Origin of the sequence: Pontibacter roseus DSM 17521, from assembly GCF_000373265.1 — a bacterium.
Classification (GTDB): Bacteria; Bacteroidota; Bacteroidia; order Cytophagales; family Hymenobacteraceae; genus Pontibacter; species Pontibacter roseus.
This window is the reverse complement of the sequence record NZ_KB890765.1, coordinates 119,970-133,203: the sequence shown is the minus strand read 5'-3', so window position 1 is coordinate 133,203 and position 13,234 is coordinate 119,970. Positions and strand designations below refer to the sequence as shown.

Annotated in this window: 13 protein-coding genes; 11 read left to right on the top strand and 2 right to left on the bottom strand. The window is 53.8% G+C overall.

Translation table 11 applies throughout. The annotated features are described in order from the left end of the window. Positions 1-53 precede the first annotated feature (53 nt). The gene (locus tag B051_RS0112055) at positions 54-677 is read right to left on the bottom strand and encodes a class I SAM-dependent methyltransferase (RefSeq protein WP_018478457.1); all 624 of its coding nucleotides are present in this window, start codon (positions 675-677) and stop codon (positions 54-56) included. 240 nt (positions 678-917) lie between these two features. Further along, positions 918-1,898, bottom strand: a complete 981-nt coding sequence (locus tag B051_RS0112050) for a polyprenyl synthetase family protein (RefSeq protein WP_018478456.1) — start codon at positions 1,896-1,898, stop codon at positions 918-920. Between the two features lie 179 nt (positions 1,899-2,077). Between B051_RS0112050 and B051_RS0112045 the strand changes: the two genes are divergently transcribed. The 11 genes from B051_RS0112045 (at position 2,078) to B051_RS0111995 (ending at position 13,204) form a co-directional block, all read left to right on the top strand. Continuing rightward, entirely contained in the window at positions 2,078-2,935 is an 858-nt protein-coding gene (locus tag B051_RS0112045; RefSeq protein WP_018478455.1) for an alpha/beta hydrolase family protein, read from the top strand. After that, the gene (folK, locus tag B051_RS0112040; RefSeq protein ID WP_018478454.1) at positions 2,928-3,431 is read left to right on the top strand and encodes a 2-amino-4-hydroxy-6-hydroxymethyldihydropteridine diphosphokinase; all 504 of its coding nucleotides are present in this window, start codon (positions 2,928-2,930) and stop codon (positions 3,429-3,431) included. Before B051_RS0112045 ends, folK begins: the two co-directional genes overlap by 8 nt. Before the next feature lie 227 nt (positions 3,432-3,658). After that, the gene (locus B051_RS0112035; RefSeq protein ID WP_018478453.1) at positions 3,659-4,402 is read left to right on the top strand and encodes a hypothetical protein; all 744 of its coding nucleotides are present in this window, start codon (positions 3,659-3,661) and stop codon (positions 4,400-4,402) included. An 89-nt stretch (positions 4,403-4,491) separates the two neighbouring features. After that, complete coding sequence (locus B051_RS0112030; RefSeq protein ID WP_018478452.1) at positions 4,492-5,913, top strand: S41 family peptidase; 1,422 nt, start codon at positions 4,492-4,494, stop codon at positions 5,911-5,913. Positions 5,914-5,985: 72 nt separating this feature from the next. After that, positions 5,986-6,426 (top strand): hypothetical protein, encoded by a 441-nt coding sequence (locus B051_RS0112025; protein ID WP_018478451.1) that lies wholly within the window; start codon positions 5,986-5,988, stop codon positions 6,424-6,426. Between the two features lie 89 nt (positions 6,427-6,515). Continuing rightward, a complete protein-coding gene (locus B051_RS0112020; protein ID WP_018478450.1) occupies positions 6,516-7,484 on the top strand; it encodes an alpha/beta fold hydrolase in 969 nt (322 codons plus the stop codon). A gap of 30 nt (positions 7,485-7,514) precedes the next feature. Next, on the top strand, positions 7,515-8,051 hold the full coding sequence (locus B051_RS0112015; protein ID WP_018478449.1) for a hypothetical protein: 537 nt from the start codon (positions 7,515-7,517) through the stop codon (positions 8,049-8,051). Positions 8,052-8,288: 237 nt separating this feature from the next. Beyond that, a complete protein-coding gene (locus B051_RS0112010) occupies positions 8,289-10,916 on the top strand; it encodes a DUF5686 and carboxypeptidase regulatory-like domain-containing protein (protein WP_018478448.1) in 2,628 nt (875 codons plus the stop codon). A gap of 180 nt (positions 10,917-11,096) precedes the next feature. Then, the gene (locus tag B051_RS0112005) at positions 11,097-11,729 is read left to right on the top strand and encodes a hypothetical protein (RefSeq protein WP_018478447.1); all 633 of its coding nucleotides are present in this window, start codon (positions 11,097-11,099) and stop codon (positions 11,727-11,729) included. 75 nt (positions 11,730-11,804) lie between these two features. After that, entirely contained in the window at positions 11,805-12,290 is a 486-nt protein-coding gene (locus B051_RS0112000; RefSeq protein ID WP_018478446.1) for a hypothetical protein, read from the top strand. 137 nt (positions 12,291-12,427) lie between these two features. After that, entirely contained in the window at positions 12,428-13,204 is a 777-nt protein-coding gene (locus B051_RS0111995; RefSeq protein WP_018478445.1) for an SDR family NAD(P)-dependent oxidoreductase, read from the top strand. Positions 13,205-13,234 lie beyond the last annotated feature (30 nt).

The window sequence follows — 13,234 nt, the reverse complement described above, 5'->3', positions numbered from 1 at the left end:
AATCGGCAGGTATAGCAAAGGCCGCTACTGGTGCAGTAGCGGCCTTTGCTTTTTTACAGTGGCTTCCGCAACCGCACAATCCGGAAGGTGCCGCCCAAAGCGGCCGGCTCATTCAGTTCCACCTGCAGTGTAGTGTGGCTGACGATGTCGCCGATGCTGCGGTTGATGTCGGAGAAGAGCGTGCTGGCTACCTGGTTGAAGAGGCGACGCAGCTGCGAGGGGCGCTGCCCATCGGGCAGGAACTTATCAAAAACCATCACAGTGCCGCCAGGTCTGAGCACCCGCTCCACCTCACGGATGCAGGCCACCGGGTCAGGTATAACGGCGATAATCAGGTGCAGGATGACCGCATCGAAACTGTTATCGGTAAAAATTAGCTGCTGACCGTTCATCACACGCGCATCCACCGGTATACCTAGTCTTTCGGCTCGTTGCTGCAGCTTGGTTATCATGCCGGGGGTAATGTCGATGGCGGTGAGGCGGGTATAGCCTTGCAGGTAAGGAAGGTCCAGACCAGTGCCGGCTCCTAATAAGAGAATGGCATCAGAGGGATTGGCTTGCAGCAGCTCAACCGAGCGCTTGCGGTGCTTCCTGAATACGCGGTCGGCTATGAGGTCGTAAACCGGCAGGTATAAGGTATAGCGCAGCCGGTTCCAGGTGTTGGTGTTGAGGCTCATTTTTCATAGGTTATTTCGTGCCTCAAAATTATCCGGCTCTCCGGCCTTCGCTTTACAGATTTAAGAAAGAGAGTTACAGATATTTCTGCACCTGGCTATACCTTGGCTATACCGCTAGTTTAAGCGCAGTGGTAACTGGTGGCATAAGATTTCTCCCTACGGTCGAAATGACATAGATGGGAATATTTGAGGCTGGAGCCTGCATTCCCCAACAGCCTGACAATCAAATAATCAACGATTCTACTTCTCCCGCTCGATGGTATAGGCGATGAGTTGCTCCAGGGAGGTGCGCGATGGAGAGGCCGGGAAGGTATGGAGAATTGCCAGCGCTTCGGCATGGTAGCTGTTCATGGCCTCAACCGTATACTGGATGCCTCCCGAGGACTTCACGTAATCAATCACCTGCTGCACGCGCTTGTTGTCACCGTTGTTGTTCTTCACGTTGTAAATCACACGGCGGCGCGTCATCCAATCCGCTTCGCGGAGAGCGTGTATCAACGGCAGGGTCATCTTCTTCTCCTTGATGTCTATCCCTACCGGCTTGCCGATTTCGGCAGTGCCGTAATCAAACAAATCGTCTTTTATCTGGAAGGCTATACCTACCTTCTCCCCGAACAGGCGGGCCTTCTCGATGTCCTCCACGGAGGCGCCTGCCGAAGCAGCACCCACGGCGCAGCAAGACGCAATGAGAGAAGCGGTTTTCTGGCGGATGATGTCGAAATATACGACCTCGTCAATATCGAGGCGGCGGGCTTTCTCTATCTGCAGCAGCTCCCCTTCGCTCATCTCCTTCACGGCATTCGACACGATTTTGAGCAGTTCGTAGTCATCGTTCTGAAGCGAGAGCAGCAGGCCTTTGGAGAGCAGGTAGTCGCCTACGAGCACGGCAATCTTGTTTTTCCAGAGGGCGTTCACGGAGAAGAAGCCGCGGCGGTAGTTGGCGTCGTCCACCACGTCGTCGTGTACGAGGGTGGCCGTGTGCAGCAGCTCAATGAGGGCGGCGCCGCGGTAGGTGGCGTCACCGATGGCGTCACCGCGGAAGAGCTTGGCCATGAAGAACACGAACATCGGCCGCATCTGCTTGCCCTTGCGCTTCACAATGTAGCTCATGATTTTGTCGAGAAGCAGCACCTTGGACTTCATCGAAGTCCTGAACTTTTTCTCGAACAGCTCCATTTCCTGCGCTATGGGCGCTTGTATTTCTTTTAGGCTGATGCTCATGTGATATTCCGCAATATTACGTTCTGCCGCAGTCGTTTCCAAACGCGGCCTACCAATTAGGCGTTTAAATACATGAATTCCGAAATACACCCAGGTAGGGAGACAACAGAAGCCCCCGCATTGGGTTCGGCGATTGCCTAAATTCCTTATATTGCCTTCTCAAAACACCGCACAGGGCTATGGCAGACACACTGAAAGTAGATTTTGTAGTATACCCCGAGCACGAGCGGCCCTTCACCGCCGACGCCACCTATACCCCGGACGGCAACCGAAAACCAATCGTCCTCTATACCCATGGTTTCAAGGGCTTCAAGGACTGGGGGCACTTCAACCTGCTGGCCCAGTACTTCGGGGAGCGGGGCTTCGTGTTCATCAAGTTCAACTTCTCCCACAACGGCACCAGCGTGGACAACTACACCGACCTGCACGACATGGAGGCCTTCGGTCGCAACAACTTCAGCATTGAGCTCGAAGACCTAAGAGCGCTCCTGGATTTGGTGCACGATGAGGAAGGGCCGCTGCCACAGAACGAACTGGACCTGGACCGCATCTACCTCATTGGCCACAGCCGCGGGGGCGGCTCCGTGATTCTCAAAGCCGCCGAAGACACCCGCGTGAAAGGCGTGGCCACCTGGGCCGCCGTGAACAACTTTGACCAGCGTTGGGACGAGCTGGAGCGCCAGCAATGGGAGAAGGAAGGCGTGCAGTGGGTGACCAACGCCCGCACCGGCATTCGCATGCCCCTCTACTATCAGATTGTGGAAGACTTCCTGGCCAACCTGGAGCGGCTGGACATACCGAAGGTCATCCAGAAAATGCGGCAGCCCCTCCTGATTCTGCACGGCGAGGCGGACGAGACGCTGCCTGTCAAAATGGCCCACGACCTGCACAGCTGGAAGCCTGACGCCGAGATGCACCTGCTACCGGGTGCCGACCATTCCTTCGGCGGCAAGCATCCTTACGAGCAGGACGAGCTTCCAGAAGCTGCCCGCGCCGCCGCCGACCTGAGCATCGAGTTTTTCAAGAAGAATGCCTAGGCTATACCTGCTGCTGGGCGGCAACCTGGGCGACCGCGTGCTATACCTGCAACAGGCCCGCGCAGGTATAGCCAAACGCATAGGTATACTTGAACGGAGCTCCAGCCTCTACGAGACGGCCGCTTGGGGCAACACGGAACAGCCTGCTTTCCTCAACCAGGTGCTGGAGGTGCAGACGGAGCTTTCGCCAGAGCAGGTGCTGCAAGATATAAACATGCTGGAGCAGGAGCTTGGCCGCGTGCGACTGGAGCATTGGGGAGCCCGCGTGATTGACATCGACATCCTGTTTTATGACGACCTGGTGCTGCAGACCCAGCGCCTGACCATTCCCCACCCCCAGCTGCACCTGCGCCGTTTCACCCTGCTGCCCCTGGCCGAGCTCGCGCCTGAGCTGGTGCACCCGGTATTAGGCAAGAGCATCAGCACCTTGTTAGTAGATTGCCCCGATGAACTAGAGGTACGGGAGTTTGGGGCTGGCTCCTTTGACGCTTCTTAAGTCTTACTCATACCTAGATAAGCCGCAAATCTTTCTGCTTCAGCGACGTCTTCATTTGCTATATCTAGTTTTTATATATATTGTATCATAAATACAAATAGCCAGCAGTTGGGATAATGGTAGCCATATGCAAGGTTGTATAAAGTATCTACAATATACATCTCCTCCTCATATTAGGCGGATGAACGTCACGTTTATCCAGTAGTTGTGGTGCATTAAAATTAAAGATGAGAAAGGCGATAAAGGTATTAACAGGTATACTCTTAGCTGTGGCATTTTCTCTTGCGTCCACAGCACTTGCTTGGGCAACCTCAACAAAAGAACTACTTTTCCTGCCTTTATTTATGTTGACGCTTGTTGGGTTCATTATTAGCTTCTTCACTAAGAAAACAGGAGTAGTAATAATCTACATCGCTTCACTATTATGGATATTACAGTTAGCTGAAGGATTTGGGTGGTTTATAACATTTGAACCAAATAACACAGCTTTATGGGGTGTTATATTTCTGCCGCTAGCCTTTTGCATTCTATTATCCTACTTAACTGTAAGGTTCCTGTTTCTCAGGAGCCCTAATGAGAAAAAAAAGTATTCCGCAGTAAGTCTGACAATTGCTCTAGTGATACCTATAGTGGGATTGTTAAGTTATGCTGACAAAACATATGAAAAGAATGTGTTTGCAGAGTTTTATCAGGTAAAGAATGATAATTATAAAGTAATCTTCAGACCATCGCCAGCCGACACAAGAATGTTTGAAGTGGAAATGGCGTCAGAAGAAGTACGGAACTTGGTGTTGGATAAGGCAACTTTCGTGGCGAACCATCACTATTTTCCAAATGCGGTTTTCAAGGTTAGAATGAAGTTCGACAAGATAGAAGAAGTCGAACTTTATAAATTAGAAGCGGATAATCTTTCTAAGCCAATTCGTTGGGATGTCACTGAGCTAAAAGGTGAAACAGAATTTCTAAAATAAAATAACGATACCACAACAATGTATAGCAGTAAGGCTTGCTGACGCTGCACCCCTGCTATACCAACTCGCTAGGTTGAAACCAAAAAACTATGAAGGCAATCCACTGGCTGACACTCCTTTTGCTGCTTGCTGTAACGAAAGGCACACTAGCCCAGGAACAGACAGTGAAGTTCTCAGCCGCTGATGTGAAAGCGGATTTGGCCTACCTGTACAAGACACTGGAGAGCGCGCATTACAACTTGTATGCCTATGTCAGCAATCGGGAGCACGATAAGGTATACCAAGCCCTGAACAAATCGATTTCAACAGACTCGCTCAGCCTGTTGGAAACGACGAAGCTCTTTCAGAAGCTCGCGGCCACCGGCAATGTCGGCCACAGCGAAGTAGATTTCCCCGTGCAGCCCTACATCTCTTTTGCGCAGAAAGGAGGCTCCGTTTTCCCCCTGGAGCTTGCCTTCGAAGACGGAGCGGCCTACGTCCGCAAAAATCACTCTGGCAACTCAACCATCGGTGTTGGAGACCAATTGCTGAGCATCGATGGCAAATCTATCAAAAGCATCCAGGAAGCCATACACCCCTATCTTTCGGCTGAACGCCTCTATTTCAAAGACGCGAAACTGGAATTCTGGTCATTCCCCAGGCTGTATTGGTCCGTGTGCGGAGAAAAGAAGTCCTTTGAAGTAAAGCTGAAAAAGACCAGCGGCAAAACTGAAACACGCCGCCTGGAGGCCATTCCGGTAATGGACTACGAAACCAAGCGAGGCGGTGAGATACTGAGCACTGCGCCTTCTTTTAAGTATTTCGGAACGATAGCCTATCTTAACCCTGGCCCCTTCAGCTCTTCTGAAGCAAATGGAGAAGAGCGGTTCAAGGCGTACATCGACTCTGTTTTCGCGGACATCCAGACCAGAAAAAGCAAAGCGCTGGTGGTTGACCTGAGAAACAATTCCGGTGGCCACAACGCCTACAGCGACCATCTTATTTCTTACTTTGCCGATAAGCCGTTCAGGTGGTATTCAAGTTTCCGTCTCAAGACTAGCGAAGTGCTGAAAGAGCAGACCAGGCGCAATAATCCGCAGGAAGATGACTATACAAAGGCTATTTTAAGCCACCGAAACGGAGAAGTGTTCGCCTACGACCAGCCCATCCAGCACCCGGCACCGGAGTCGAAGCGCTTCAAAGGTAAGGTCTACGTGTTGGTAAACCGACAGACCTACTCCATGGCAGCCGTTAGCGCAGCGTTGATTCAGGACTATGGCTTTGCCCAAATCGTAGGTGAAGAAACAGGCGATGTGCCTACCTTGTATGCGTCACAGTTCTCTTTCCCGCTGCCCAAAACGGGCATTCTGGTGAAGGTACCCAAAGGCTACATCGTCCGGCCCAACGGGGATGAAACCCTGTCAGGCGTAAAACCAGACCATGCCGTGAGGGACCATTTGCTGGATGAGGAAGACGAGATATTGAGTTATACCCTCGAGACGTTGCTAAAGGCGACAGCACCCAAGCAGTAGCCGCTCCACCGTTAAGCGACACTTAGAAAAAACAGTAAACGACAGAATAGACCTAAATAAAAACAGAAGAAGATGAATCCAATCATTCGAAACATTTTGGCCATCGTAGCGGGCGTCGTCGTCGGCAGTGTGGTGAACATGGGCATCATCACGGTCAGCGGCTCCATCATTCCTCCGCCAGATGGCGCAGACGTCACCACCACCGAAGGCCTACAGGCCTCTATGCACCTGTTCCAACCCAAGCATTTCATCTTTCCGTTTCTGGCGCATGCCCTTGGCACCTTCGCTGGTGCATACCTGGCCGCGCTGGTTGCCGCAAGCCATAAAATGAAATTCGCATTAGGTATAGGTATGTTTTTCCTGGCAGGAGGAATCGCCAGTATCTTCATGCTTCCTTCCCCGACCTGGTATACCGTCGTCGATTTGGTAGGGGCCTATTTCCCGATGGCCTATCTGGCAGGAAAACTTGCGACCCTAAGAAGCCATACGGTGAATCAGGGAAGAGTCGCTTAGATTTCAAGTCATTCTCAACTTCCTATACCTCAACCACCTGTTATTCTGTAGACTACATTTTCACCATAGCACACAAGTTATACCCGATAATGAAAGCGCTCTACATTGTTTTGATTTTAGCGCTTGTCGCCTCGTGCGGCAGGCCGCCGGCAAGCAGTCAGCAGTCCGTTACCACAGACCGGCTTCAGGATGGGGAGCGGTTCTATACCGTCAACGGCTTGCGGCATTGGGTCAAAATCAAAGGCAGCCAGCACGGCACCACGCCCATTGTGGTGGTGCACGGGGGGCCTGGCGGGAATAACTATACCTTTGAAAGAACGGCTGGCCCCAGGCTGGAGGAATTCTCGACGGTCATTTACTACGAGCAGAGAGGCAGCGGCAGAAGCGAGGCTCCCTTGAACAAGTCCGACTATCAACTACCTACCCTGCTCAGCGATTTGGACGTGCTGCGCGACTCACTTGGCCTGGAGAAAATGCACCTACTTGGCTATTCCTTCGGGGCGGAGCTTTCGCTCAGGTATGCGCTGCAGCACCCCAACCGGGTGGAGAAACTGATTCTGTCCTCCCCAGCCGAACTGTCCAACTCCAACATGCTCGTCCAGATTCAGGGCTTCCACGCCATCGGCGACAGCAGCACGAAGGCGAAAATTGAAGGTATACTCCGTGACACAACAGCTCTGGCCGACAAATACAACCACGTTTGGAACCTGGCCTCTTCTGACTTGGTAGACCGGTTCCTGTTCCTCAACCCCGACCATGCCCGGAAGAACAGAGCGCTGTGGCAAGAGAGCAAGCTGACAAACACCGGCCTGATGGCGAAGGTATACCTGCAGCACAACAAAGGGGATTTGATACAAAAAGCAACCGGGCTGCCAACCCCGACCCTCCTCATCAGCGGTGCTCATGACAAGAACGGGGGCCTGCATACCGGCCTTTCCCTGAAACAGGTGCTGCCGAACAGCGCCATTCGGCTGTACGAGAACAGCGCCCACTTCCCTGACATAGAAGAACCTGAACGATTCACGGAAGACGTAAAAAGCTTTGTGTTGACAAAGTAAATCGACCTATACCTAATCAACCCATCTCTGATGTTCAACCGATACGCACTGCTCTACCTGTTGGTGCTCAACTGCTGCCAGGCCTTCGGGCAGGACACCAACGCCACCAGCGAAGCACCAGGTCTCAAGAAAAATGCCGTCCATGCCACCCTAGGCACCATTGGGCTCATGGGCGCCTATACCTTCAGCTACGACAGGAATGTAATTGAATTCGACAAAGGTGTGCTACAAGGCATTTGGGCTCGGGCGGGAGCCGGTGGCTGGGCAAGCTGGACATCCGGTGGCCCTTACCAGTCGGTTACCGTGGGCGTGCTGACCGGCAGGAAGAGCAGCCATGTAGAGTTCCATGCAGGAGCAGCCCGTATGTTCGACAGGAGCGCCTACGATGACGAAAAGGACCTGCGCGACTACTACGCAGACCCCAAACCAGCCAAATCCGAGTTCACCGACATCCGGGCAGTCGGTTCGCTTGGCTATCGTTACCAGAAACCAGGAGGACATTTTCTTTTCCGGGTAGGCGCCGGCTTCCCGGAGACGGCCTACGTCGGTTTAGGTATAGCTTTCTAGCAATTCACCAGTCCTTTCATAACAATACCTGCATACTTTCGCTGGGGCCATGCAACCTTTCCCTAGAAATGTGCATCCTAGATATATACGTTTTAAGCGATATACTTATATTTGTTCTGACGCGCGTTTAAATTATCCATGGAAACAGACTACAGGCCACGAGAATCGCCTTTGCATCCTTGTAAAGCAACCCTATCCCCTACCCCACACAATCCCATCCCTTTCACCTTTGTTCGCATGCAGCTTTCCCCGCTCAGGCTCCTTCTGCTTTTCGCATTCCTCCTGCTGCAGCTTCCGCTGCTGGCGCAGGGCATCAAAGGCACCATCAAGAGCCGCAGCGGCGAGCCCTTGCCCTTTGCTTCGGTCTACATCACCAACCTCAACAACGGCTCCTCGAGCAACGCCAACGGCGAATACGAAATCAAGCTGCCGGCGGGTACGCACACCGTGCTGGTGAAGTACATCGGGTATGAGGCGCAGCAGGTGCGGGTGGAAGTGACAGACAGCTGGGTACAGCGCGACTTCAGCCTGGGCGAGCAGTCTTTCGCCCTGAAGGAGGTGCAGGTGAAAGGCAGAGGCGAGGACCCGGCCTACACCATCATGCGCAAGGCCATCGCCAAAAAGAAATACCACCTGCTGCAGTACGACAGCTACCAGATGAAGGTATACGTGAAGGGCACCGGGGAACTGACTAACGCGCCCTTCTTCCTCAAAAAGAAGCTGAAGGAGGAAGGTGTGAAGCTGAACGAGGCCTATACCCTGGAGTCGGTGAGCGAGATAAAGTTCAGCCAGCCCAACAAGCTGGAGGAGAAGGTGATTTCCATCCGCACCTCCGGCGACAACAAAGGCTCCATCTCTCCCATGAGTTTCGTGAACGAGAGCTTCTACAAGGACAAGGTGGTGGAGATGGTCTCGCCGCTCTCGAAGTCGGCTTTCGGCTACTACAAGTTCCAGTATGAGGGCAGCTTTCGGGAAGGCGACATCGACGTGAACAAAATCAAGGTGACACCCCGCTCCCGTGGCGACAACGTGTTTGAGGGCTACATCTACATCATTGAGGGCTATTGGGCTATCCACAGCCTCGACCTCAAAACCAGCATGATGGGCTTCCCCATCAAAGTGAAGCAGACGTATGCCCAGGTGGCGCCCGCTGTCTGGATGCCGACCACCCACCAGTACAATTTCTCCGGCAAGGTGATGGGCTTCGCCGGCGAGTTCAAATACCTGGCCTCCTGCTCCGATTACCAAGTGGTGCTCAACAAGAAGCTGGTCGCGCCCAAGGAAATCATCGATGAGAAGGTGGAGGAAGTGCCAGAGGCCATTGCGACCATCAAGCACAACAATAAAAATGAAACACTTGAAGCACTGGCCAGTCAGGACAAACTCACGCGCAAGCAGTTCCGGCAGCTGATTCTGGAGCAGGAAAAGGAGGCGCTGAAGGAGCGGAAAGAGCCGGAGGTGGTGTCAGAGCGCAGGTATACTGTGGACAAGCTGGCCACCAAGCGCGACTCCGCCTACTGGGATACCGTGCGCCCGGTGCCGCTCAGCGACAAGGAGCTCAGAGGCTACCAACGCGATGACTCCCTGGCGCAGGTGAAGTCGGCCGAGCTGACCGGTAAGGACTCTACTGGCGTCATCAAGAAGAAGAAATTCAACCCGCTGGATGTGGTGACCGGAGGCGGCTACCGCCTTTCCCCCCGCACACGCCTGAGCATAGACCCGACCTTCGCCAACGTGTATTTCAACACCGTGGAAGGCTGGAACGTGAACCTGAGCGGCAAGCTGCGCCACCAGTACGACAGCCTGCGCCGCAGCTTCGAGTTCGCCCCCACTCTCAGGTATGGTTTCTCGAGCGAGGACTTCTATGCCAAAGGCCGTCTGTCGCACAGCGTGAAGAAAGCCGGAAAATCGAACCTGCTATACCTGGAGGGCGGCAACTTCGTGGAGCAGTTCAACAGCGACAACCCGATTCACCCGCACATCAACACGCTCAGCACGCTGCTCTTCCGCCGCAACTACATGAAAATCTATGAGAAGACCTTTGCGAACGTGGGGTATGAGTACAAGCCCTCGGTCTGGCTAAAGGCGAGCGGCAACCTGGAGTGGGCGCAGCGCAGGCAGCTCTTCAACACCACCGGCTACAGCTTCTTCTACTCCGACAAAGACAGGGTGTTCACGCCGAGCATTCCAAACAACCACGAGCTCGAGGACACGGGTTTTCCGGAGCATGAGGCGCTCGTGCTGGAGGCGAACGTGATTTACCGGCCCGTGCAGCGCTACCGCCTCTACAACGGCCGCAAAATCCCGCTGACAGAGAAATCGCCGGAGCTCCTGCTGCTGTACCGTAAAGGTATAGCGGGTGTGCTGGGCAGCGACGTGGACTTCGACCAGGTGCAGGTGGGCATCAACCATGGCTTCTCCTTCGGGGTGCGCGGCAGGCTGGAGTTTGAGCTGCGCGGCGGCACCTTCCTCAACAGCAGCCAAATGTACTTCATGGACTACCACCACTTCGACGGCAACCGCACCATCCTGAGCAGCCTCAAGCCGGCCGGCTCCTTCCGCCTGCTCGACTACTACCAGTACAGCACCAAGGGCAGTTATTTCTCGGGGCACACGCATTACCAGTTCCGCAAGTTCCTGCTCACCCAGATACCCGAGGTGCGCTTCACCGGCCTGAAAGAGAACGTGTTCTTCAACTACCTCAAGACCCAGCATTCGCCGCACTTCTACGAGGTGGGCTACTCCCTTGACAACGTGTTTCGGGTGCTGCGCCTCGAGGCCGCCGCCTCTTTCAACGACCGTGAGTTCCAGGAACTGGGCTTCCGGGTAGGTATAGCCACCATATTGAAAATCAGCAATAATTAATTAATGGCGACGAGTCTTTCATTAAAGCATTTCAGAAGGCTTCTGAGAAATATTTTACCAGGATATATTAGAAAAAGAGAATTAATGTTAACTTAAATTCCTGATATAGAAGAAGCATCCAATTCCGCACGGAGCACACGATAAGGTGTGTCTTTGCCTGCTGGCCACCCGCTGAACCACATGAAAGAATTGCTAAACCTCATGCTCGCCGAGCGGAAAAGCCTCGTGCGCGGTTTTTTCGTAGCTTTTCTGCTGGTGCTTCCGTTCACGCTTTTGCCCGCCGTCATTCGGGAGGGCTTCTCGGCCTACGTAGTGCAGCAGCGGCTGCCCAACTCTCTCCTCTATTCGGCTTTGGTGGCTGCGGCCTTCATACTATTGGCGCTCCTGAACAACTACGAACGGCTCCTCCACAAAAAGCGCCTTTTCGACATGCCGGCCTTTGCTGCGCTTGACTTCTACGGCGGCCTCGAAGGCATCAACTCCATTATCAAGGAAATCTCCACCTACCTGATTGGCAAGATGGGCAACTACTACTTCAAAGTAGAGATCCACAACCCGAAGAGCCAAAACTTACGAGTAGACGTGACTCCTATGATTGACTTCCGCCACGATGCCACCATGGCGGACCGGCTGATGGAGGAGCTGAAGCTTCAGGAAAACCTATACCTGTCCCGGTTCCTATACCTGACCGAGGAGCAGCTGCAGGACCAGGAACTGTTACGGAACGAGCTGATGAAACTCTCCGATGATTTGAAGAGCCTGGGCGCCAAGCCACTCGAGATAAACATAAACGACCTGATGAGTTCCATTTGAGCCGGTGCTAGAACTGGTTTGCCGCAACGCCTGATTATGAATGCAGTATAAGGTATACCTCCACTTCCTGCGCCTATGTCCCTACGTGTACCTTCCGGCTATACCTTGCTCCTGTTCGGATTCCTGACTGCCTGCGGTTCAGGAACGAGTGAGCATACAGTGTCAGCGACTGATGCGGTGCAGCAACTGTGTTTCCTGCAGGTCACGAAAGGCAAACCAACCTTCTCCGGCCCTGACACCCTGCCGGGCGTAATCGATTCGCTCCGCATCCACCTCACCATCAACGGCTCCCACGTGACAGGCGAGTTGGACTGGCTCCCGGCAGAGAAAGACCGGATGACCGGGACCCTAGACGGCACGATGCAGGACAGTACTATCATCGCCGTCTATACCTACACCGCTAAAGGGACACGAGCCCGTGAAGAAAGGATTTTCAGACTGACGCCTGATGCCATCCAGATGAAGGCAGGAGAACTGGTGGAACGGGACGGCATCTGGGTTCTCCAAGACAAAGACGCGGCTCCTTTCTCCACAACAGCCGCCAGAGTTGCCTGCCCCTGACCAGACATGTTCCCTCCAGTTATACCTATTCTCTGAACAAACAGACCGTGCCGCAAGTATGCTATAGGACGCTGTTGTACCCACATGCGCAAGTATAGCAGTGTCTCGGAAAGCATTAATGACTTAAAGCAAAAGGTATGTCGAAACTGAACGGAAAAACAGCATTGATTACGGGCTCTGACTCAGGTATAGGGCAGGCCACGGCCATCGCCTTCGCCCAGGAGGGCGCGGATGTGGTCATCACCTACCACACAGACAAAGAAGGAGCCGAGGAAACGCTGCGCCAGGTAGAGCAGCACCAGCGCAAAGGCATGGTACTGCAGGTGGATGTGAGCGATGAGCAGGCGGTGGCACAACTCTTCGACAAGGCGCTGAAAGAGTTCGGTACACTGGACATTCTGGTGAACAACGCCGCCGTCAACGGCTCAGGCGCCCGTGTGGCCGACATGGAAACCGAGGTGTTTGACCGGGCCATCCGCACCAACCTCTACGGCACCTTCTTCTGCTCCCGCCGCTTCATCCAGCACCGGAAACAGCAGGGCGGCAAGGGCAAAATCATCAACGTGTCTTCCGTGCACGAAGAAATCGTGTCGGCGGGCACGGCGGAGTACTGTGCCTCCAAGGCGGCCATACGCAACCTCACCCGCACCCTGGCCCTGGAACTGGCCGAGGATGGCATCAACGTCAACAACATCTGCCCGGGTATGATCCTGACGCCTATGAACCAGGAGGCGGTGGATGACCATAAGGTACGAAAGGAGAAGGAGGAGAACATCCCAATGAAACGCGCCGGCAAGCCCGAGGAGATTGCCCGCCTGGCCGTCTTCCTGGCCTCCTCCGACTCCGATTACGTGACCGGTTCCAGCTATTTTATGGATGGCGGCCTGTCGCAGCTCATGGGCCAGGGAGCATAACCCAAACCTATACCTGCCAAAACGAAGCAG